General features: G+C 50.9%; 14 protein-coding genes and 1 tRNA gene. 8 read left to right on the top strand and 7 right to left on the bottom strand.

The features are described 5' to 3' along the window. Positions 1-284: 284 nt before the first annotated feature. The 4 genes from EPA93_RS41895 to EPA93_RS41880 all read right to left on the bottom strand — a co-directional run bounded on the left by EPA93_RS41895 (position 285) and on the right by EPA93_RS41880 (position 9,019). Entirely contained in the window at positions 285-4,187 is a 3,903-nt protein-coding gene (locus EPA93_RS41895; RefSeq protein WP_129893256.1) for a tetratricopeptide repeat protein, read from the bottom strand. Positions 4,188-4,330: 143 nt separating this feature from the next. Then, positions 4,331-5,635 (bottom strand): GTPase ObgE, encoded by a 1,305-nt coding sequence (gene obgE, locus EPA93_RS41890; protein ID WP_129893255.1) that lies wholly within the window; start codon positions 5,633-5,635, stop codon positions 4,331-4,333. 327 nt (positions 5,636-5,962) lie between these two features. Beyond that, positions 5,963-7,603, bottom strand: coding sequence for a serine/threonine protein kinase (locus EPA93_RS41885; RefSeq protein ID WP_129893254.1), 1,641 nt, complete (start codon positions 7,601-7,603; stop codon positions 5,963-5,965). A 72-nt stretch (positions 7,604-7,675) separates the two neighbouring features. After that, positions 7,676-9,019, bottom strand: coding sequence for an NAD(P)/FAD-dependent oxidoreductase (locus tag EPA93_RS41880; protein WP_129893253.1), 1,344 nt, complete (start codon positions 9,017-9,019; stop codon positions 7,676-7,678). 317 nt (positions 9,020-9,336) lie between these two features. Here EPA93_RS41880 and EPA93_RS41875 point away from each other — a divergent pair, with 317 nt between their 5' ends. Together EPA93_RS41875 and htpG are read left to right on the top strand one after the other, a co-directional pair. Next, positions 9,337-10,137 (top strand): class I SAM-dependent methyltransferase, encoded by an 801-nt coding sequence (locus tag EPA93_RS41875; RefSeq protein ID WP_129893252.1) that lies wholly within the window; start codon positions 9,337-9,339, stop codon positions 10,135-10,137. A 191-nt stretch (positions 10,138-10,328) separates the two neighbouring features. Then, positions 10,329-12,203: a molecular chaperone HtpG gene (gene htpG, locus EPA93_RS41870; protein ID WP_129893251.1), complete on the top strand. Its 1,875-nt coding sequence runs from the start codon at positions 10,329-10,331 to the stop codon at positions 12,201-12,203. A gap of 264 nt (positions 12,204-12,467) precedes the next feature. On the opposite strand, the gene EPA93_RS41865 is transcribed toward htpG, so the two are convergent. After that, a tRNA-Ile gene (locus EPA93_RS41865) sits at positions 12,468-12,540 on the bottom strand. Between the two features lie 456 nt (positions 12,541-12,996). On the opposite strand from EPA93_RS41865, the gene EPA93_RS41860 reads away from it, so the two are divergent. Beyond that, positions 12,997-14,751 carry a 2-oxoacid:acceptor oxidoreductase subunit alpha gene (locus tag EPA93_RS41860; protein ID WP_129893250.1) on the top strand — a complete coding sequence of 585 codons (1,755 nt, stop codon included), beginning with the start codon at positions 12,997-12,999 and terminating at the stop codon, positions 14,749-14,751. Positions 14,752-14,753: 2 nt separating this feature from the next. After that, positions 14,754-15,596 carry a 2-oxoacid:ferredoxin oxidoreductase subunit beta gene (locus EPA93_RS41855; protein ID WP_165423749.1) on the top strand — a complete coding sequence of 281 codons (843 nt, stop codon included), beginning with the start codon at positions 14,754-14,756 and terminating at the stop codon, positions 15,594-15,596. Positions 15,597-15,698: 102 nt separating this feature from the next. Here EPA93_RS41855 and EPA93_RS41850 read toward each other — a convergent pair whose 3' ends face one another. Together EPA93_RS41850 and EPA93_RS41845 are read right to left on the bottom strand one after the other, a co-directional pair. Beyond that, positions 15,699-15,923 carry a hypothetical protein gene (locus tag EPA93_RS41850; protein WP_129893248.1) on the bottom strand — a complete coding sequence of 75 codons (225 nt, stop codon included), beginning with the start codon at positions 15,921-15,923 and terminating at the stop codon, positions 15,699-15,701. 270 nt (positions 15,924-16,193) lie between these two features. Then, a complete protein-coding gene (locus tag EPA93_RS41845; RefSeq protein WP_129893247.1) occupies positions 16,194-16,460 on the bottom strand; it encodes a hypothetical protein in 267 nt (88 codons plus the stop codon). Between the two features lie 374 nt (positions 16,461-16,834). On the opposite strand from EPA93_RS41845, the gene EPA93_RS41840 reads away from it, so the two are divergent. The 4 genes from EPA93_RS41840 (at position 16,835) to EPA93_RS41825 (ending at position 22,509) form a co-directional block, all read left to right on the top strand. Further along, positions 16,835-17,386, top strand: coding sequence for a P-loop nucleotide/nucleoside kinase family protein (locus EPA93_RS41840; RefSeq protein WP_129893246.1), 552 nt, complete (start codon positions 16,835-16,837; stop codon positions 17,384-17,386). Between the two features lie 149 nt (positions 17,387-17,535). Then, positions 17,536-18,567: a zinc-binding dehydrogenase gene (locus tag EPA93_RS41835; protein WP_129893245.1), complete on the top strand. Its 1,032-nt coding sequence runs from the start codon at positions 17,536-17,538 to the stop codon at positions 18,565-18,567. A gap of 600 nt (positions 18,568-19,167) precedes the next feature. After that, on the top strand, positions 19,168-20,037 hold the full coding sequence (locus EPA93_RS41830) for an ATP-grasp domain-containing protein (protein WP_165423748.1): 870 nt from the start codon (positions 19,168-19,170) through the stop codon (positions 20,035-20,037). Positions 20,038-20,052: 15 nt separating this feature from the next. Further along, complete coding sequence (locus EPA93_RS41825; RefSeq protein ID WP_129893243.1) at positions 20,053-22,509, top strand: ABC transporter transmembrane domain-containing protein; 2,457 nt, start codon at positions 20,053-20,055, stop codon at positions 22,507-22,509. Positions 22,510-22,673 lie beyond the last annotated feature (164 nt).

Below are 22,673 nucleotides of genomic sequence, written 5' to 3'. Positions count from 1 at the left end.
TTTTTATCTCCTATCCCGATTAAGCCTACTAACTAATTACAAGCCTTTTGCATATAATCGATCCAGGGCTGAGCGTAAACCCATATCATATATACAACGTGTGGCAGCACGAGAATTCGGCAAGGTCTTTTTCTCGCAGGTTGATAGAATCCAGTTTAGTAAACTGGATGACCAGGACGAGGAGAAAAACAAGAAGAGAGCTTTTCAGCAGGGGTCCATATTGTTTAGCGCCTATGCGCCTTCAGCCACTACTACATTGGCCAGGAGCAGCGCCCCGCTTATGTTCAGGCCAGCGCATATCGCTCGCAGGATTCGGCATAGGACTGCTCAAGATGCTGCTCGTTTACAAGATCCTGCACTTTAAGCTGCAATTCAATACGAGCTGGATGGCCCAGGCGCTGATCCAGAGCCAGGGCTTGCACCCAGCGCTCAAGTGCCGGCTGATATTGTTGTTGTGCATAACAGAGCGCCCCTTGTCGCCTCAATAGGGCGCAGCGCTCAGCTGGAGCATCTATCTCAGTAGCAATAGCAGAAGCTTCATCATAGTAGTGTTCAGCATCAATATGCTGCAATAATGCTCGTGAGACATCGCCAAGACCGCGCAAAGCACGCCCCATAATCTGCCTGGCGCCCTGTTCGCGCGCTATAGAACAAGCTTGCTCAAATAGGCTCTGGGCCGTTAGATATTCTCCCTCTTCCAGAGCAATAGCGCCCTGAGAAGCAAAGACACGAGCTTGATCTACCCGATCTCCAATTGATTTAAAGATGGCTAAAGCTTCGTCATAATAGGCTCGTGCCTGAATGCGTTCATGTCGATTTCTAAGCACATCGCCCAAGGCGCGCAATGTCCAGGCTTCTCCACGACGTATGCCCTGCTCGCGGAAAATAGCTATTGCCTCACCACATAGTTTCTCCGCGAGTTCCTGTTTGCCCTGATCGATATAGACCACAGCCTGATCGGCAAGCACCCAGGCCTGGCCAACGCGCAATCCCTGTTCATTAAAGATGCGCAGGGCATCAGCATAATCATTTAAAGCCTTGGCATATTGCCCCAGGGCCTCAAAGACCGTGCCCCGGTCGCGCAAAGCCAGAGCATAGCCCTCTTTATCATGCAAATCCTGAAAGCTGGTCAGGGCCAGCTCAAAATGCCCAAAGGCGTCATAATAGCTCGCCTCCCCACGCTTTACCTCGCCCATTACAAGCTGCATCCAGGCTTCGCCCTGGGTAAATTCGGCTGAGCGAAATAGCTCAATTGCCTGCTGAGCATAGATGGAGGCCTGCTGAAAATTTCCCTCTTCGCGGAAGAGCACCGACAGCTCATAGAGCGCCCATCCTGCCTCTTCCTGCTCATGCTGCTCTCTATGGAACTCCAAGCTGCTCCTCAAACAAGCCTCAGCCTCTGTGTATTGCCCTAACTGACGGAGAATAGCCCCTATGCAACATTGTATCTGGCCTTCACCTTTTCTATCGCCAAGGCGCGATGCATGCAGTCCTGCGCGGCCTAGCATCACAAGCAACTCCTGGGCATATCCACGTCCTCCCAACGCCCAGGAAGCGCGTACAGCAATGCTCACGGCCTCTTGCATATCCTGTGGCTCACCAGCACTCTCCAGGTGCTCAAAGGCGGCGAACCACTCTTCAGGGCCAGGTTGTGGCAAATCGTAATAGTATGCGGCCACAACACGATGCACGCGCCCGCGCTCCTCAACGGGCAAGTGGGCAAAGGCAAAGTGACGTATCTGCGGATGAATCGTATAGACCCGCCCATCAAACTGAATAAACGAGGCTTGTACAAGTTCATCGCGCGCCGCCCGCCAATTTTCAGCCAGCTCTAGCGGAGAGATCTCTTCACGAGAGGATCGTCCATCCAGGGCCTGAACCTGGAGAATTTCCTGTCTCACGAGTCGTAGCGGCTCACCGGTAGAGGTTAATTTCTCTGGCGCTACCAGGAGCATAATCTGCTCGCGACTAAAGGGCAACCTAAAGGCCGAGAGATAAGCCAACAATAAGCGCGCATAAGGCGTCAAGCGCTGATAAGAGACTTCCAGGACAGCAAGAATGCCAGCCAGGGGAGTGCTACGCAATTCGTCCCGAACCTCTTCCAAAGAACGCGTGGCTGCTTCAGGCGTATATACTTTTCCGTCGATAGAGCGTGCAGTGCCAAAGATGAGCTCAGCCCCCAGTGGATAGCCGTCCAAGAGCGTGCAGATCTCGCGCAGAATTGCTTGCTGTTTGGAATCATCCATATGGATACGCTGATCCAGCCCACTGGCCGCCGCCAGCTCAGCAAATAGGAGCAATAAATCCGTATTGGTCATCTTGCCCACGCGATATTCATACCAGCGACAATGCGAGCTTCTACCTACCATCATACTTTCTGGGTTAACACGTGAGGTCACCAGTACGACGACCTCAGGTGGCAACGAACAGAGGAAATGTAGCCACGTTTCAAGCGCTGTATGATCATTCACCTCTTCAAAATTATCGAGTAATAGCAGGCAAGGAAGCTCACGACTGGCCAGAGAACGCAGTGTTGCCAATACCAGGCGAGCGCAATGGTTAGTATCGCCAGCCGGAAGAGACTTCATAGGTAGGCGCAACTGATGGATGATCTCTAGAAGCATCTCGCCAAAGGATTTTTCTCCTCGCAGGGAGATACCAATTATGCCCCCCGGAAATTTGCCCTGATTGCGCCTGACGGCCTCGAAGGCCAGAGCACTCTTGCCAATACCCGCCGAGCCGGTCAGGGCGATATGGTGGGTTCCCGGACGCAAGCGCAAATGCGCTTTTGCATCGGTCAATTGTTCACCGGTTGCAGCTGCCGTGAGCAATTCTTCTAGATCGCCGAGCTCCTGCTCGCGACCAACAAAAGTCGTGGGAATATCGAGGTGGGACAGCGGGTGCTCATGCTCTTCGCGGGTATCATCGGTAATCAGGAGCGGAACCGGTCCCTCTTGACCCTCGGCAACATGTCTGTAGAGTACAGGAATAAACCATCCCTTCTGCTGCCTGGGAAGGAGAGCCTGGCGAGCGCGCGATAGAGCCTCTTCTAATGTGCGGCCATCGGCTAAAGCTTCATAGAAATGATACATAAAGGTTGGACTGAGATCGTCCTGCAGCGAGAAAGGCATAGCAACAACAGCCGGAACCTGCGCCATCACCAGGGCCGTGGCCAGGGTCGCATCTACAGCGTTTCGCTGGCTACGGGTGTTCTCGCCCGCGACGGTAGCAGTTTCGCAAGCTGAGAATACCGCAAGGCGTAGATCGCTGCTGAGAAACAGGTCGCGCAGGGATTGGGTATCGATGAAACGGTTATAGCCCTCATCGTCACAAAAGCAAAGATAGGTCTGCGGCTTAATACGGCTAAGTGCAGCGCCACAGGCAGCACATTTTCGCGCATCAGCTTCGTTGATAGTTTTGCAGCCATCTTCAGGGCAGAGACGCCCATAAGCACCATGGCCATCAAAATGCACGACATAGCAAGGGATAACTGTATCGCTATCATCTAGCATACTTACCCCGCCATATGAGCTGAGATAGCGCACAAGCTGATCAAAAGTCGGGGGTTCCAGCCGATCTAAAAACACCTGCCCGCTGTCAATCAGAGGAGCTAGTCCGCTCTCAAGCTGCTGGAAACTTCGTTCAGTCTCCAACGGAGCACAATCTACAGGGGAGGCGCCTATGTAGAGTACGCGCAAAGGCGGGCGTACAGGGAGCTCACAGCCCACCGGGATGTCTGGACGTAGCAGAGCGCGCGTGAGGGTAAATATTCCCGAGACAAGCAGAAAGTGATCGCCATTATGTAAGAGCTCCCAGGGATAGCGCACAAACTCATCGCAACCGGGACCAAAACAGAAAGTTAAGGCCACGGTTCCACGCCGTCTGATTGTGCGCTGAATGACGCTGCGCAGAACTGCCTGCACGGACTGCTCAGAGGCCTCAAGGCGATTAGCTCCCGGCATTTCCGCACCGCATAAAGCAAGAAAAAGACGATGGCCAATCTCGCGCAGTTCGTGATAGCCACTCTCAAGCTTATTGAGCTTTTTCTGCAGAGCATTTAGCTGTTTTTTTGTATAGGGAGGAACAAAACTGCCACTTACCGTACGCCCAGACCAGCTCTCCTTTACACATAACTCAAACGTGCCGTCCTCGCGACTGCGAAACAGTAAATTCAGTGTCTCTCCCATGTGGCAGGTGTCTCTCGCATTCTTACAGAATTAGCAATGATAGTCGCGCTGTGCGCAAAGATCAACATCTATCCATAGCCAGTATAACAAATTTTATGTCATCTGGATATACTATTGACACAAATGCTGCATATACAAAGCTGCTACTCGCCCCAATAGAGCTCAACCTTGCCAAAGCGAACAATATCGCCGACCTTCACACCTGCATTCTCTAAGGCCTTGGTCACGCCCATCTTTTCTAGCGTCAACTGCAGCCGATCCATTGACTCTTCGCTCTCCTGATTTGTCATACTCACGGCGCGTTCAACGCGCTTACCGCGCACCACATAAACGCCGTGATCTTTGCTCACGGAGAAAGCATCATCCGGTTCTGGCCGCAATACAGGACCTTGCAGAGCAAGATCGGACTGAGCGGCGGCTTTCTCGGCTTCCTCCTTGTAGATTTCCTGCAGGCGGCGCGCGGCATACTGCATCAGCTCATCTGTTCCCTGGTGAGTAGCAGCAGAAATTGCAAAAGCTGTGTAACCGGCTTCCTCGATCTGCGCCTTCAATTCTTGCCAGCGTTCCTGGGCCTCTGGCAGGTCCATCTTATTTAACACAACTAGTTGCGGTCTGGTAACAAGTATCTCGTCATATTCGCGCAACTCGCGATTGATGGCCTGGAAATCCTCCCAGGGATCGCGCTCAGGAGCGGCGCCGTCTATTACATGAATCAACAGGCGGGTACGCTGCACATGGCGCAAGAATTCGTGGCCGAGCCCCACGCCTTGCGCGGCTCCCTCGATCAAACCTGGAATATCGGCAAGCACAAAACTATAGCCATCGCCGCTACGTGGCTGCCCTACCTCTACCACGCCAAGATTCGGCGCGAGGGTAGTAAAGGGATAATTGGCAATCTTGGGACGTGCGGCAGTGACGACCGAGAGGAGCGTCGACTTACCTGCATTAGGATACCCAACGAGCCCCACATCGGCAATTAAGCGCAGTTCCAGGGTAACCCAGAGCTCCTCACCGGGCTCTCCTTTCTGCGCCTCCTTTGGCGTTCGATGGGTTGCCGTCGCGAAATGGACGTTACCCAGCCCACCACGGCCGCCGCGTGCTACCATCACACGTTGCCCCTGCTCCACTAGATCTGCAACTATCTCATTTGTATCCGCATTGCGTATAATCGTTCCACATGGTACGGTTAGAACGACATCCTGTCCTTTTGCCCCATGCATTTTCTGGCGCGCTCCATCCCCGCCAGATTCCGCCTTGAAATGGTGCCGATAGCGGTAGTCAATCAAGGTATTCAAGTTAGTAGTTGCCTCAAAATAGACACTACCACCACGACCGCCATCTCCCCCATCTGGTCCCCCAAACGGGGCAAACTTTTCACGACGGAAGTGCATAGAGCCATTGCCCCCATCGCCAGCCTTTACATAGATCTTCGTATGATCGAATAGCATAATACACCCCCGACTCGTAAATGCAGGTGAAAAATTTTGTTTCTCTGTAGCGAAAGGCAGTATATCACAAATAGAGTCCTTGTTGGTAGTGGATAGGAGCCAGCCGGACCATCCTCCCTGGATAACGATGACCCGTCTTGCTCCTTGCTATGCGCTTAGTACTCTCTTTACGCTATGAACTTGCCAGCTTCAGCCTGCTTTATACGGTAACTATACCTGCATATTTTTGTATTTCAGCCATCTTAGCTGCGCATTTATCTCATTTTCAACCATATTGAAACAACCACTCCCTGTTTAGAACCGCAGAGCTTTGCTTAGGCAGGACTTTTAGCTCTGCGGTGCAGCCGTCCAGGAGCCATAGCCGCCGCCGGCTTGATCGCATTGACCATTTTGATAGCTACAATAGGTGCCACTCATATTCCCATCTGCCTGAACCGTTCCCTGAAAATTGAGGGGTAAGAGATTAGCATATCCCGGCACAGAAAATTGGATCTTACGATCAGTCGAGACAGTGCCTGTGAAATTACCGCTTCCTAATAGACCTGGACCCAGCGTAAGGTAGCCACTGATCTGCTCCCCCTTCTGCTGCAGCTTTGAGATAGACATTGAGGAGTCTACATTCGCAGGCGTGTTATGAATATGACCACCATAGTTAGCAACCAGGGCCGGATACGTCGGCGCCTGGGTGGGAGACGGCGAGGGAGTCGGGGAAGGAGTCGGCGTCGCTGTCGGCTGGCTGGTAGGCGCTGCAGCAGTCGTAGGCGTAATACCTGCAGTATGGATGGGAGTAGAGACAGCTGTTGCGGTATCGCCAGCGGTCCAGGAACTCCAGCCCCAAAGCAGGCCCGATATGAGAGCAATCATGCTTAAAGCAACGCACACAAGCGCAATGAGACGCCCCTTTCCGCCGGGCTGAGGGCGAGATGGCCCTCTTACTGGAAGTTCTTTCTCTTCCGGCAACGGCTCTTCACGCTTAGCAGAGACGCCCTGATCTGCAGCGGCGCCTTGCTGCTCATTCTCCACCTGGGCTGATGGATTCTGTTTCTCCGCGTCAGCCTCAGATGCTGCCTCCGTAGAAGCTTCTGGCTCGGCAGGAGTTGCAGAAGCTGGCTCTTCATCTTCTGGGCAAGCGGCTTTGAGCGCCCGCCAGAATTCGGGAGCTGTAGCAAAACGATCATTGCTATTGATTGACATCGCTTTCTGCAGCACCGCGCCAACAGGTGCCGGTACATCCTCAACAATCTCGTTCACAGGCTTGAGCGGATCGCTACCCTCGCTGCTTATCCTCGTCATGCGATGCAGCGCATCTACGGGGACCGTCCCGCTCAAGAGCACATAAAATGTGGCGGCCAGGCTATAGATATCGGTACGGGTATTTGTGCCGCTAACATAGTGTTCTGGCGCCCCATAGCCTGGGGAGCAATGACGGATAGCCGTCGTCGTCGAATCTTGCTCGTACTCTTTGGCAATGCCAAAATCAACAAGGACCGCTTCCTCACCGGTCGTAGGCACAATAATATTGGAAGGTTTAATATCACGATGGATAATTGGAGGTTGCTGGGTATGCAGGTAATCAATGGCATGTATCACTGGCGCCATGATCTTCATAACCTGCGACAAAGGGAAGCGTTTCTCGGGCTGCTGCAGGCGCAATCTTTCAAGATTAGGCCCATCGATGTAATCCATCAACATATAGACGCGACTATTTTTCGCATCCTCAAAAACGCGATAGACCCGAGGCAGCGCATAATGATCGAGCCGTTTCAGGAGCTCACATTCAAAGGCAAACCCCGCACGCTGATAAGCATTGGGATCAATGAGCTCTTTGAGAGCAAAGACATTGCCCTTAACACGTCGATCTCGTACACGATATACCGCACCAAAGCCACCCTTGCCGAGGAGGTCCTCGACAAGGTAGCGATTGCGTACAACTCTTCCCTTTGGAAGTTTTGTTTGTACCTCTCGCATCCATTTACCTCACATATCAATTGGAGAACCACACTCCATGATTATATGCAGGAGAGAGGGGTACTATCAAGACTAAACAGAGGTCAGTTCTTCCACAAGCTCTTTCTGTTTTTGCAGCGCGGCTGGATCAAAAGTGATCAAACGGGCACCTCGCTGATAGGTAAAGTAGGCCCAGGCCCACTGGAACATTACCAGGAAGCGGTTGCGGAAGCCGATCAGGAAGAAAATGTGAACCGCCCACCAGAAGATCCAGCCAATAAAGCCTCCAAAGCGCAGTTTGCCCACATCGGCAATGCCATAGGAACGCCCGATGGTCGCCAGATTGCCCTTATTCTTATAGCGAAAAGCCCGTGGCTGCTCTTTGCCGGCTACGCGTTGCGCAATCACTTCGGCCACATAGGTACCCTCCTGCATGGCCACAGGGGCAACGCCAGGCAGCGGCTTATCGTCCTGCATACAACTTGCTGTATCGCCGACGACAAACACTTCTGGATGCCCGGGCAAGGAAAGATCAGCATCCACTTTGACCCGGCCTGCGCGATCCACTTCAGCGTTGAGCCATTTTCCAGCGGGAGAAGCCGCTACGCCGGCGGTCCAGATCACGTTTCTGGTGACAAGGCGTTGTCCGCCGATCACGACGCCATCTTCATCAATCTGCTCTACTGGCGAGTTTGTGCACACTTCCACTCCCAGATGCTCCAGCGCTTGCTGCGCTTTTTTAGAAAGCTTCTCCGGGAAGGCCGGCAGGATTCTTGGCAGAGCCTCTACGAGAAGAATGCGGGCCGAAGCAGGATCGATATGCCGAAAATCAGAAACCAGGGCTTTATGGGCAAGTTCAGCGATCGCTCCCGCCATCTCTACACCCGTAGGACCTCCACCAACGAGCACAAAGGTTAGCAGGTTGCGCCGCTGCTCCTCATCCTGGGCCATTTCAGCAGCCTCAAAGGCGAGCAAGATCTTGCGGCGTAAGGCTGTCGCATCCACAATCGATTTGAGCCCCGGTGCATAGGGCGCCCACTCGTTATGCCCAAAGTAGCTATGGCTGGCTCCTGTGGCCACTACCAGGTAGTCGTATGGAAGCTCACGCTTTTGGGTGAGCACCTGGCGCTGCTCAAGATCGACGCCGGTCACCTCAGCCATAACCACTTCGGTATTCTTCTGCTTTTTAAGAATGCCGCGAATAGGCGCCGAGATATCGGCAGGAGAAAGCCCAGCAGTAGCTACCTGGTATAGCAGAGGTTGAAAGAGATGATGATTGTTGCGGTCAATTACCGTAACCTGCACAGGGGCATTATGTAAGGCGCGGGCAGCTCGTATGCCGCCGAATCCTGCCCCAATAATCACAACGCGGGGGATAGACTTTCCTGTTCCGTCCTGGCGTTCTTTTTCTGTTTGGATAGCATCTTGTGTATTCATAGTCACCCGCTTATGTTACAGACTAGCCTCTTCGGAGAGACAGTGCTGTGTTCTCCATCGAACGTTCTCACCTTTTTTTTGTTCACTTCTAATTGTAGGCAAAATAGAAGATGAATGCTACCATAATTACCAACATAGCGGGCCGGGATATCTATTCCGCTTCAATGGCGAGCGCGAAAATTAAAGTGCCTCTTCCAGGGCTTTTTTAGCAATTATATGGTATAGTATGCTAGCTATATTTATTTTTGCTAAACATTCTTTCCTCAGCGATAAAGCTCTATTGAGCACTTAGCCTCATATGCACAGAGGATCATATTATGCCTGAAAATAGAACTGACTTACGCACAACCTTTGACTATGACGCTTTACTATACGATGAGGCTCGGCCCGGCTATCCAGAAGAGCTTTTTGAGGACATTTTGACCTTCACAGAGCTAGCTCCCAGCGGCTATATCCTGGAAATTGGCTGTGGAACCGGCAAGGCCACGTTACCCCTGGCCCGACGCGGCTATCCAATGCTTTGTGTCGAGTTGGGAGCCAATCTAGCTGCGGTTGCCCAGCGCAAGCTGTTGGCCTATCCACAGGTAAAGTTCTCTATTGGACCTTTTGAGGAGTGGCCAGTAGAAAAGCAGACCTTTGATCTGGTCATTTCGGCCACGGCCTTTCATTGGCTTGATCCTACCATCGCTTATCAAAAAGTGGCCACAGCGCTAAAACCCTCAGGTGCTATCGCTCTTTTCTGGCACAAACACGTGCAAAGCCAGAGAAGTCAGGGCTTCTTCGAGGCTGTGCAAAAAATTTATCGGCAGGAAGTTCCTGGACGAACAAAAGATAATATCCCTTTACTCTGGGCGGAAGAAATTGACGAGCCCCACCGGGCCGAAATAGAGCAGAGTGGGCTCTTTGGAGAGATAACAGCTCGTCGCTACAGGATGGATATCACCTATGATGCAGCCAGCTATATACGTCTTCTCTCAACGTATTCTGGTCACATAGCCATGTCCGCTCAGGCTCGACAGCGCCTCTTCCAGGGGATCACAGAGCTGATTAACAATAGTTTTCATGGCCATATCAACAAGACCTACCTGATTCTCCTGTACCTGGCTAAACGTAAATAAAGGGCGGATAGAGCTTGCTTATACTGCCTTTATTGGGCCAATCCCAAGCAAGCTACTAATTTTAGCAGTCTGCATAGGAGAGTGACAAAAGCCGTAAAATTTTGTATATTTAATACTCAAGAAGGCCTTAAGTGACGTTGACAGTGTTTTCATCCCAAAACTCAAAAATACAGTTCATCAAGGAGCGTAATATGGCAGCAGAAACGAACCAGGAAGTCCTGGGATTTCAAGCAGAAGTAACTCAACTGCTTGATATTATGATTCACTCCATATATAGCAACAAAGAAATCTTTCTACGCGAACTGATCTCTAATGCCTCGGACGCCATTGATCGCTTGCGCTTTGCCATGCTAGCGGACCCTGCGCTCGTCGAGAATGATCCGGATTTCAAGATCCGCGTCAACTACGACAAAGACCAGCGCACAATCACCATCAGCGATAATGGCATAGGCATGTCGCGGGCAGAGGTCATCGAACACATTGGCACAATCGCCAAATCCGGTACACGCGAATTCTTACAATCGCTCACCGGCGATCAGCAAAAGGATGCTCGTCTCATCGGCCAGTTCGGCGTCGGCTTCTATTCAGCCTTTGTCGTCGCTGACAAAGTAACGCTTAACACCCGTCGAGCCGGGGCAGCCGAACAAGGAGTACGCTGGGAATCTGAAGGCAAAGGGCAATACACCCTGGAGACCATCGACAAGCCAGCGCGAGGGACAGAAATAATTCTGCACCTGCGCGAAGGAGAGGATGAGTTCCTCGAAGGGTATCGCCTGCGTTCTATTATCCGCAAATACTCCGATCACATCTCTATTCCTATCTACATGCCGGCTGAGGGCAAGGACGCAAGCGGCGAGGAAGCCGTCAACCGCGCCTCTGCGCTCTGGACGCGCTCAAAGAGCGAGGTCAGCGAAGAAGAGTACAAGGAATTTTATAAATACATTTCCCATGACTTTGATGAGCCGCTGGCCTACCTTCATAGTCGCATGGAGGGCACGCACGAGTACACGATGTTACTCTACATTCCTAAGCATGCCCCCTTTGATCTATGGAGCATGGAGCGACAGAAGGGCATCAAGCTCTATGTCCGCCGCGTCTATATCTTAGAAGACACAGAGCGCCTTATGCCGCGCTACCTGCGCTTCATACGTGGCGTCATCGATTCCAGCGATCTGCCCTTAAATATCTCGCGCGAGCTTCTCCAGCAGAACAGGATGATTGATAGCATCCGCTCAAATGCCGTCAAGAAAGTCCTTGGCCTGCTCACTGATATGGCCGCACAGGAGAAAGAGAAATATGAGACCTTCTGGCAAACCTTCGGGCGCGTGCTAAAAGAGGGTATTACAGAAGATGCAAGCAATCGCGAAACCCTGGCTCCGCTCCTGCGCTTTGCTACCACGCGCACAGGCAATGAAGAGCAGTCAGTCTCCCTTGACGACTATATCGCGCGTATGAAGCAGGGCCAGGACAAAATCTACTATATTACGGCAGAGAGCTATGCAGCGGCCAAGGCCAGCCCCTTGCTGGAAGTCTTCAATAAGAAAGATATTGAGGTCCTGCTGCTCTATGAACCAGTAGATACCCTCCTCGTCACCGAGCTGCAGAATTATAAAGATATTGCTTTACAATCAGTAGCAAAAGGTACGATCGATCTGAGCCAGCTAGAAGACGAGAAGGAGAAAGAGGAACGTCAGGAGAAGACTAACGAGCTGCAGGATCTCTTGAATCGCCTCAAAGATACGCTTAACGAGCAGGTGAGAGAAGTGCGCATTACCACGCGTCTGACAACCTCTCCGGCCTGTCTTGTCGTGGATGAGAACGATATTGATCCAACCCTGCAACGTCTCTTAAAGGCTAGCGGGCACGCGGCTCCTACCGCCAAGCCCATCCTTGAGATCAACGCCGAACATCCCTTGATTAACAAAATGAAGGATGAACAGGACGGACAGAAGTTCACAGATCTGGCGCTTGTGCTCTTTGATCAATCCATGCTCAGCCGTGGCGAGCAGCTGGAAGATCCCATCCGCTTCGTCAACAGGCTCAACACACTCTTAATGCAGCTCTAGCTTTTTAGCAGCAGGCTCTCAAGTTAGCTATAGCCTGGGGAGAAATTATACAATCCCCAGACTATAGCTTTGCTTAACAGCTTCAGAGCTTTCGGCAAGAAATGTAAGGGACACACAAGCCGCAAAAACGTCGAAACTAGCAAAAAAGTCATGGTTTTTCGGCCTGAATTAGCCAGAAGCGAGTTAATATACTAACCTGCTCTTTAGCGGTTCACGGGAGCTGATAGGAAAAGAAAATGTTTGGGAGGGATGCTACGTGAAGGGTGGGCCCAGCTGGGATCGAACCAGCGACCAACCCGTTATGAGCGGGCTGCTCTAACCGCTGAGCTATGGGCCCTTGCAAGAAGTATTGTAGCATATCCGGGCCGACTTGGGAAGAGGGAAATTCAACCAATTCGGCCAACAAAATAACAATTCTTTAATCTATACAGAAATTGCACATGTTTTTTTACCAGTCTCTATAAAGTGTGCTATAATAGCAACAGTCAGCGTGCAAGTTTTGTGCTAACTATTGCAGCTCAGCAACAAGGAGGCGCGGCGAGCACATGCAAAGACAGGCAAGAAGAGTAACTAGGGAGATAGCGGACTAAATTACAATGTTTCGCTGGAAGCAAGCGAGTAGGACACAATGGATGGGCAGCGTGAATAGATCTTTTTTCTCCAATCGAGGAAAAGAGACCTACATAGCTATTTATTGTGGCAATACTCCCCATCAGGGCGAGACCCGTTACGAAGGAACCGCGCTACACAGGGATGCATAGCGCGGTCTAACATTTTTCTGAGGGAGCATTCGATGGAGAATGAAGTAACAATCCGAATAGGAGGGGAATCAGGTGAAGGCACCATCTCCGGAGGAGATATTCTAGCGCTAGCATCGGCGCGGTGGGGATACCATGTGTATACCTTTAGAACATTTCCGGCAGAGATTCTTGGTGGCCCCTGTATGTTCCAGGTCAGGATCAGCGACCATCCCGTAAAGTCCATGGGGGACTATGCAGACGTGCTCGTCTGTTTAAATAAAGAAGCCTATGATCGCAATATTAGCGAGCTGCGGCATGGTGGCGTTCTCATTTACGATCCCTCCGATTTTACTCCTGAAACAGGTGACTGCATTACCTATGCAGTACCCTTCAACGAGATTGCGCGCAAAGAGATCCAATTGTTCCAGACCAAGAACATGGTTATGCTCGGCGCCATCTCTGGACTTTTCGGACCCCCATTAGGAGCTATTATTCAAGTTGTTCAATCAAAACTTTCTAAGTCACGTAAAGCGAACTCCACACTGATGGAGAAAAACTTACAAGCGTTAGAATTTACTCGAAAATATGTCACCGAGAACTTATCCAAGCATGATCCCTATATTCTTGGCTCTGTAGAGAAAGCAGATCGTGTTGTATTGAATGGAAATCAGGCGGTGGTAGCGGGGGCATTAGCTGCTCAATGCCATTTCTTCGCAGGATATCCCATCACCCCGGCAAGCGATATCATGGAAGGTATGGCCAAAGAGCTACCTCTTGTCGGAGGTACTTTCTTGCAGGCAGAAGATGAGATGGCCGCGCTTGCCGCAGTACTTGGTGCCTCGTACGGCGGTGTACGAGCCATGACAGCGACTTCGGGTCCCGGCTTCTCGCTCATGACAGAGCTCATCGGCCTGTCGTCGATGGCAGAATTGCCAGCAGTGATCATCGACGCACAGCGTGCGGGTCCGAGCACGGGTATGCCTACGAAAATGGAGCAGGCAGACCTCAGCTTTGCGCTGCATGCAGGACACGGCGATACACCACGCATCATCGTAGCCCCGGCTAACGTTGCCGACTGCTACAACCTTATGATCTCAGCATTTAATATGGCTGAGCGCTACCAGATGCCTGTTCTCTTCCTGACCGATCAGTCATTGACCGCACGCGTGGAAAGCGTTGATGTCAGCGCATTTAAGCCAGCTGAGCTTCAAGAGCGCATCAAGCCCACTAATGGCTCAAATGGCCACGATAAAACCCTGGTAGGAGCTGGAGCTTCCACAGGTTATGCGCGCTATGCCTACACGGCAAGCGGTATCTCGCCCATGAGCGCTCCTGGACCTGGTGCTCCTATCTACACCGCAACGGGTCTTGAGCACAATGAGCATGGACATCCCGACTACGAGCCAGAAGATCACACGGCTATGATGGAAAAACGCTTCCGTAAGCTCGACACAGCCGCTGAAGAATTGCCCAAACCCGAGCGCTATGGCGACGAAAACGCCACAATTGGCATCATCGGCTGGGGCTCGACAGAAGGAACGATCCAGGAAGCAGTAGATCGCGCACGCGCCAAAGGCTATAAAGTCGCGTCGCTCCATCCAAAGATTCTTTCACCATTGCCAGATCGCACCATTCGTGACTTCATTCGCTCAGTGCAGAAAGTCATCGTACCGGAGTGCAACTACTCGGGGCAATTAGCTAATCTGTTGGGTGCAAAATATGGTCTGCAAGCGATCCGCGTGAATAAATTTGGTGGTATTCCTTTTACCGCTGGCGAAATTCTGCGGGCAATTGAGGAGGTCAGTTAATCATGCAGGCAGTCATCAATCCAACCCCTAAAGATTATAAGAGTGAGGTAAAACCAACCTGGTGCCCAGGCTGCGGAGATTTCGGTGTCCTCAATGCCACCTTACGTGGCCTGGCAGGCATGAAGCTCTCACCAGATCAGACAGTGGTCATCTCCGGCATTGGTTGCTCCAGCCGCTTTCCCCATTTTATGAAAACCTTCGGGTTCCATAGCGTACACGGACGAGCATTGCCCGTGGCGCAGGGATTGAAAATGGCCCGTCCCGATCTTACTGTTGTAGCAGTAGGTGGCGACGGCGACTTCTTCAGCATTGGAGCCGGGCATCTGATCCATGCCGCCTTGCGCAATATCGATATCACAGTAGTCGTCATGGATAATGAGATCTATGGATTGACAAAAGGACAGACCTCTCCAACCTCACCGCATGGGCATGTAACCAAGTCCACGCCCTATGGTCTGCTGGCTTCGCAATTTAATCCTATTGCCACAGCCCTTTCCCTAAATGTCAGTTTCGTTGCACGTGGCTACTCCGCTAAACCGAAAGATCTAGCGGCGCTTATTGAAAAAGGCATACAGCATAAAGGCTTCGCTTTTATCCATGCCCTGAGCCCCTGCCCAACGTTCTATCATACCTTTGACGCCTGGGACGCAGCTGTCACATCAATTCCAGGAGATCACAATACGCAAGACCGCAACAGTGCCCTCGCCTTAGCACTTGAGACTGAAAAGCAGTTCACGGGCCTCTTCTATCAGGAAGAGCGTCCTACCATGGACCAGGCTGCTCATGCTCAAATGCTTCAGGCCAAATCTTTTGACATAAACCAGTATATGCAGCGTTATGCATAAAACTTGAGGCAGCTGCATGTTCCTGCACCACTGCCCCAATATCTATCCATCAGGCCGGGTTGTTTTTTACATCCCGGCTTTCCTGTTCTCAAGCGAGAGGTCTTACAGAGCTTCCATAGGAGGTGTTGTAGCGGCAACGCTTAAAGAGTTGATGACTGCCTGCGAGAATTTTTCACCGCAGGAGCGGCAAAACAATCCGCTCTCATTGTGGTAACGTCCACCTATAGCTGTTAGCTGGCGTTCTGCGGGCTCGCCACACCACTCGCAGAGGCTACCCTGAGGAACAAAATCAACAGAGAAAGGACGGCGGAATTCATTGTCTAACATAAGATATCCTCCCAGTTTGTGCTGATCAGGTGGAACTGTTCATACAAGACTAATAAACAGCACAGATCAGAGGACTTGCGTATCTAGCGGTCAGTGTGCAGCAACCACGACAATACGGCGTCCTACTATTTACGGCGCATCATCGCAAGTGAGCAACACTGCTCTCAGTGATCCTGGCAACACGAGAGGGCACCTGTTGTTGCCTGTGTAAAAACTATAGCATACTTTTTCGCAAAGTGCTAGCCCTTTGGCAAGGTAAGCGCAAAAATTTTATTCCTGAGAGGGATGAGAAAGCGTCGGCTCATCAGTTTCACGCTTGAATAGTTGAAATTTCTTTGAAAAATGTTCGCCAATTGTCCAGCCTAACAAGCCGAGCCCGAGCGTAAAGGCAAGCCAGACGATGAGCACAAGATTTAATGCCCAATTAAAGACAGAAGCCAGCACTCCCGCCAGCACAATACCCACAATTAAACCGACAGTCACACCTATCAAGCAACCAGGGTGAGCCAGGCTGCGTCCTTCAAAATGCTTCATCATGATAAGCAAAGACACCTTACCTAAAACTTATGGACCTTATAATAATGGATGATAGCGCGCTCTACCCAGAACGTCAAGTAAGGGGGATAAGTACCAATTTATCAGAACAGCTAGACAATCCCATTCGGGTAAGGCTATACTGATAGTACTATGGCGCTTTACACAAGGGATTAAAGAGTAAATCGACACTCAATAAATATAGTTTTGGAGTAGAATATTCTCTACCAGCAATGTTTGACCCTACCCTATTTGCACGAGAAACGCGCCATGGCAGCACATCTTAACATCTTTAGCTGTCTATCCAGAGCGTAGGGAAAATCTCCCTGTGACATAGAAGTGAGACTACGACTGTGTACACTGCGAGCACGTTGATTATGATGCGTGGATACCCTGGTACAGGGAAGAGCACCATTGCTAGAGCCATTGCCAGAGCGCTGCAGGCTCCTCTAATCGACAGAGACATTATAAGACAAACAGGAGTAGATATCTTCGGAGACCTGCCCGATATAGGACGTTTCTCGTATGAGCTCATGTTCGCGCTCGTACGAGAACAGTTGAGCCTTGGTTTAAGCGTAGTCGTTGATACTCCTCTTACCTACTATAGAACGTATGAACAGTCAAGAAGGCTTGCCCAATCTTTTCGCACGCCCTTGCAGGTAGTACACTGCCAATGTCCGCCAGAAGTGCAAAAACGGCGTCTGGAAGGACGCAAGGGACAGGTTTCGCAGTTTCAAATCACCTCATGGGAGGAGTGGAAACAATGGAGGCCGCGCTTCGAAGAGTTTGAGGATGGTGGTTGCATCATTGATACCTCTCGACCGCTCGATGATTCGCTAGCCAAAGTAATGCGCACTCTCTACGAGCTCCATATCCAGCATCGGCAACAACTGCAGGAGCAGGGACTCTCTGATCATCCACGCATCTAGTCCAATCTGCCAATCAGGCTGCCATCATCCGGGCCAACGCCTTGCATCTTCCCTCTCCTTTCCATACAATGAATTTATTGTTTCGTGCCTACGCAGCAAGCTACTGCGATACCAGGAGCTCAGCCCTGGCCCTAATGAGAGGAAGAAAGATGAAAGCCACAGTATTTCATGAACATGGAGACATCGATGTACTCCGTGTCGAAGAGCTAGCTCAACCAACGCCCGGTTTGACAGATGTTATTGTCAAGGTGCATGCATGTGGGGTAAACCGGCTGGATATTTACTCAAGAGCAGGGCGCACAAAAGTAGCCCCTATGCCCCATATCTCTGGCTCGGAAGTGGCTGGCGAAATTGCCGCTGTTGGTGAGGCTGTTAACGGACTCAACATTGGACAGGCGGTTGCCGTCGCACCTTATCTGTTTTGCGGCCAATGCGAGTTTTGCCGCGCCGGCGAGGAGGTTCTTTGCCTCAAAAGCGACATTGTAGGCCTGGGCAATCAGGGAGGATACGCCGAATATCTACGCGTTCCAGCCTCAAGCATTGTGGCCTTGCCCAAAGAGGTTGATTATGTCTCGGCAGCCGCGGTGGGCCTTGCCGCCATTACCGCCTGGCATATGCTGACCAGGCAAGCTCCTCTGCGTCCAGGGCAAGACGTTCTTGTCCATGCAGCTGGCAGCGGAGTAGGAAGTGCAGCCATTCAGATTGCCAAACTGCAAGGAGCACGCGTCATTACTACCGTTGGTTCATCAGCAAAGGTCGAACAGGCTCGCCAGCTCGGGGCCGCTGAGGTCATCAACTACCAGGAGCAGGATTTCTTGCAAGAAGTACGGCGCATCACCGGGAAGCGTGGGGTTGATGTTGTTGTCGAACATGTGGGTGCCGATACCTGGGAAAAAAGTGTCTCCTGCCTCACCAGGCGCGGGCGGCTGGTTACCTGCGGAGCAACTACCGGCAACGATGGTAAGGTGAACATCTGGAATATGTTTGCCAAAGAACTTGCGCTTATCGGCTCTTATGGCGGTACACGTCAGGATCTTGCCGATGTGATCAAGCTTGTAGCAACCGGACGCTTCCAACCCACCATCGCTGAAGTTTACGCGCTTGAGCAAGTAGGTGAGGCACAAAGGCGCATGGAGGACCGTGCTGTCTTTGGCAAGCTTATAGTCCAGCCTACAGCCTGAATTCTCTAAAATATCCACAGTCCAGATTTAAACGAGAGCTGGCCGATAGAATTTATTTTTTAGCTAATCGGCCAGCTCTCGTTTTTTACTTTTTCCTCTAATAAAAGTTCCGCTACTAGAAACATCATCTATAAGAGAAATTCATTATAATTCCCACTTTCTTCACCTTACTAAATATCATTTAATGAAAGTTTAATGAATATTAAGGACATATGCCTATTGACTGTCCTATTGCAGATAAGATATCCTTTTATATTGCTGATGAGGTATTTTTCTATTTTAGCAAGTGCATATTTTGATTACTTGCTAACTAGAAAGCAATCTAAAACATCTCTAGTCGTTAAAGTCCGGCAGGCGATAGAAACACTATTAGCCCCAATATCGAATAATCTTATACTATAAAGCATCTATTCCTTAAAGTGGAATAGCAAGCCTCCCCGGCATTTATTATTAACCACTGGTTTTTATATATGCTTCTGCAAGCATTTTCTGGTGCCCTGGACACCTATCTTACAGGATGGCTGAAGCCCACCCTTTCTATGAAGGACAAATCATATGCGTTTTTGCTTTATTCTGGAAGAACAGTATAGAGAAGAGTCTATGCCGACAGTCATTGCAGAACAACTCAGGCAATGGGGACACAACGTTGACATTCTAGAACCCGGCAAGACTATTACCAGCCTCTTCGATCTACCCACGCAGCACTACGATGCCTACGTTTTAAAAACAGTCTCGGATGGCCCTGGACTGAGCATTTTAGAAGCTGCAGAAGCTATAGGTCTTCCTACTATCAACAATTCGCGCGCGATACACATGGTCCGCGACAAAGCGATAGCCACAGCTTATGCCCATGCGCATGGCATACCAACCCCTCTCACCTACTTTGTCGCTCAGACCCAGCTTCTTGAGCAAGTTCCAGAGAAAGACTATCCACTTGTGATTAAACCTGCCAACGGTAGTTCTGGCCGTGGAGTTAACCTGGTGCATAGTCCGACAGAATTAAAAGCGTTGCAAGCTGTTACCAGGCCAGCCAAAGGAAACTTCTGGCTGGCTCAGCACTATATAAACAATACAGGTTTTGATATTAAAGTTTATGTCACAGGCAAAGAGGTCTATTCGGTTGCCAAACGGTCTCCGCTGCACCCTGAAATCGACGTTGACAAGCAGCTTATCCCCATTACGCTGGAGCTACGAAACCTAGCCTTGCGCGTAGGAGCCATCTTTGGTCTGGATATCTACGGCTTAGACGTCATCCAGACTGAAGAAGGGCTGATGGTAGTCGATATCAATGATTTTCCCAGCTTTGGCCTGGTTCCACATGCTATTACCCGCGTCTCAAAGCACATTATAGCTATTGCTAAACGTAGCTATGCTCAGCGCCAACCCACAGCTTTAGCCGCAGCTTCCAATAGCAGCAATCTCACTCCTCTCCCTATGATCACGCAGGAAGAGAAAAAACCTCTTTCTTGAAAGTGAGAAAAGACAATGCTATTTCTCTGTAAATTTCTCTATCGCAATCTCAAGGGATATCGGTTTCTCATTATCCTGGCTATTCTCGTTACCATCTCGCAAGTTGGCTCAGATCTTCTTGCCGCGATGCCACTGAAATTTATTCCCAGCAAAATCAGCAATCCGGGCGCCGATCCAGCCTGCACATTTCCTTTTCTCAATGGTCCGCTCTCACTCTTTGATACGCCCGCGCTTGACCCTTCTTTACGCCCGATAGCGCCTGGGGCAGCTCCTCGCCTGCCCCCATCTCATCCCTGTCCGGCAAATTCACCTATCCCCTCTATGGTTACTCATCATAGCGTAACCGGGGTCATCATCTTCTCGCTGATTATACTGGCTATCTTCAGCCTGTTAAGCGCTCTGCTTGTATATATTGAACTCTTTCTATCTACATTCATTGCGCAAAGCCTGAGTGTCACCATCCGAGAGCAACTATTCGATCACCTCCAGCGCTTATCCCTTGACTGGCACGATCGCCAAAAGAAAGGCGATCTGGTTCAGCGCGTCACTGGCAATATTGCCGACATAGAAAAGCTCGTCACTGATGGCCTGATTGATCTGATGGCCGGGGTCCTCACGCTTATCGGCGTGGCCACTATTATGCTCTCCATCAGCCCACAATACACGCTGCTTTCCCTGGCTATCGCTCCCGTGCTTTTTCTCGTAGTTTCCAGGTATACAGGAGGGATCAAGTCGGCCGCCAAAAAGAAAGCAAGGGCGGCCGGAAAAATAGCAGATGTGGCAACTGAGGATATCAATGCCCTTACCGTAATCAGAGCCTTCACCTTAGAGACGCGTGAGAACAGGCGTTTCGGCTCTCATGTAGAGAGCCATAGGGACGCGGGCATGCGCGCTGGTAGCCTGCAAGCGCAATTTACCCCGCTGGTCTCGGTTCTGGTCTCGCTCGGCACTCTCATCGTCGTCGGTGTGGGAGGCTATGTGGCAGCTGGAAATGGCTTCGATCTTGGCTTTATGTCTATCGCTCCCTTTAGTATCGATGTGGGAACCCTGATTCTGTTTCTAACGTATCTCAAGATGCTCTATCAGCCAATGCGCGACCTCTCAAAACTCACAACGCTGGCCACCAATGCGGCCTCAGGTGTCGAGCGTATCCAGGAGGTTCTCGATCAAGCGCCCGAGGTAATCGAGAGCAGTAAGCCTTACACTGGTATGCCCAAACTCAAGGGAGAAATTACCTTCGAAAATGTCGTCTTCGGCTACATAAAAAATCGTCCGGTGATCAAAAATGTCTCGATCCATATCCCGGCCGGGCGCAAAGTGGCTCTGGTTGGCTTCTCGGGTGGTGGAAAAACCACACTTGTTAAACTTATTCCTCGCTTCTACGAGGCTCAGAGTGGCTCCGTCAAGATAGACGGCCTTGATAACCGCCAATATCCATTGCAGGTTTTGCGCCAGAATGTGAGCCTGGTCTTGCAAGAGGCTGTGCTCTTCGAGGGGACGATTCGCGAAAACCTTGAAATCGGCAAACCAGGCGCGCCAATGGAGGAAATTAGCGACGCAGCGCGCAAAGCAAACATTCATGATTTTATCATGAGCCTGCCGGACGGCTATAACACATACGTGCACGAGCAAGGCAACAATTTCTCGGGTGGTCAACGCCAGCGGCTGGCCATTGCCCGCGCTATCCTACGCGATAGCCCTATTCTCATCCTGGATGAGCCAACGGCAAATCTTGATGTCGAAGCCGAAGCCGAGGTAATGCATGCACTCAATAAGCTGATCGTCGGGCGCACCGTCCTCACTATCTCTCATCGCCTCAGTACGCTGGGACAGGTAGATGAGATTCTTGTCATGCGCGCAGGCCAGATTGTCGAAAGAGGCAGCTATAGAGATCTCAAGCGCAAGAAGGGCCTGTTCGCTAGCTTGCTGGAAGAGCAGAACCGCTATAGCGCCGACATGGGGGAAAATGAGTTTGAGCTCGATCCCACATCGCCCATTTTACCGGCTCTGCCCGAGGTCACGATGCGGCGCATCCCGGTTATAAATCCGCGCCTCATTCCGGCCGGGGCTACTTCTCAGTCCTCCAGTTCTGTAGCGATGCACGAGCCAGAAGCCAACTCGTCCCAACCGGATCATCTGGCAGAGAAGCAATCAGCTAATCCCCATAAGCCCATCAAGGCCCGCGTCATCGTTGAGATAGATGGAAATACGATAGGCGAATACCAGCTCTCAAAATTGATATTCACAATCGGACGTTTCCCCACCAGCGATATTCAAATCGACTCTCAGCGCGTCTCACGCTTTCACGCCATCATTCGTTGGAAATACGGTTCGTGGGTTATAGAAGATGCCGAAAGCTTGAATGGGCTTAGCTTCCAGGGGCAGCGCATTGAGCAACTGGCCCTAGAAGATAAAGACGAAGTGCATCTCGATCCAACAATTATTCTGCGCTACGAAGAATTGCCACAATAACTGTTCAGCCTCGTATTCGCGGTTGCATACGAGGCTGACTACGCAAAAACTTGCCTCACATTCAACTACAATTCAGCTTGCTGAAGTAATTTATTCTTCGGGAAACTGGCCTATAGCTTTTGCCCAAAACTACGCTAAGCTAGCATAGATAGAGCTTGACATGC

Origin of the sequence: Ktedonosporobacter rubrisoli (genome assembly GCF_004208415.1) — a bacterium.
GTDB lineage: Bacteria > Chloroflexota > Ktedonobacteria > Ktedonobacterales > Ktedonobacteraceae > Ktedonosporobacter > Ktedonosporobacter rubrisoli.
Note: the sequence above shows the minus strand (reverse complement) of the source record. Positions and strands in the feature narration are given on the sequence as shown.

Coding starts and splice junctions, on each gene's coding strand:
- EPA93_RS41830 (WP_165423748.1), top strand. CDS start 19,168: ATGCCGACAGTCATTGCAGAACAACTCAGGCAATGGGGACACAACGTT.
- EPA93_RS41855 (WP_165423749.1), top strand. CDS start 14,754: ATGCAGGCAGTCATCAATCCAACCCCTAAAGATTATAAGAGTGAGGTA.
- EPA93_RS41860 (WP_129893250.1), top strand. CDS start 12,997: ATGGAGAATGAAGTAACAATCCGAATAGGAGGGGAATCAGGTGAAGGC.
- EPA93_RS41825 (WP_129893243.1), top strand. CDS start 20,053: ATGCTATTTCTCTGTAAATTTCTCTATCGCAATCTCAAGGGATATCGG.
- EPA93_RS41885 (WP_129893254.1), bottom strand. CDS start 7,603: ATGCGAGAGGTACAAACAAAACTTCCAAAGGGAAGAGTTGTACGCAAT.
- EPA93_RS41835 (WP_129893245.1), top strand. CDS start 17,536: ATGAAAGCCACAGTATTTCATGAACATGGAGACATCGATGTACTCCGT.
- obgE (WP_129893255.1), bottom strand. CDS start 5,635: ATGCTATTCGATCATACGAAGATCTATGTAAAGGCTGGCGATGGGGGC.
- EPA93_RS41880 (WP_129893253.1), bottom strand. CDS start 9,019: ATGAATACACAAGATGCTATCCAAACAGAAAAAGAACGCCAGGACGGA.
- EPA93_RS41850 (WP_129893248.1), bottom strand. CDS start 15,923: ATGTTAGACAATGAATTCCGCCGTCCTTTCTCTGTTGATTTTGTTCCT.
- EPA93_RS41895 (WP_129893256.1), bottom strand. CDS start 4,187: ATGGGAGAGACACTGAATTTACTGTTTCGCAGTCGCGAGGACGGCACG.
- EPA93_RS41840 (WP_129893246.1), top strand. CDS start 16,835: ATGATGCGTGGATACCCTGGTACAGGGAAGAGCACCATTGCTAGAGCC.
- htpG (WP_129893251.1), top strand. CDS start 10,329: ATGGCAGCAGAAACGAACCAGGAAGTCCTGGGATTTCAAGCAGAAGTA.
- EPA93_RS41845 (WP_129893247.1), bottom strand. CDS start 16,460: ATGATGAAGCATTTTGAAGGACGCAGCCTGGCTCACCCTGGTTGCTTG.
- EPA93_RS41875 (WP_129893252.1), top strand. CDS start 9,337: ATGCCTGAAAATAGAACTGACTTACGCACAACCTTTGACTATGACGCT.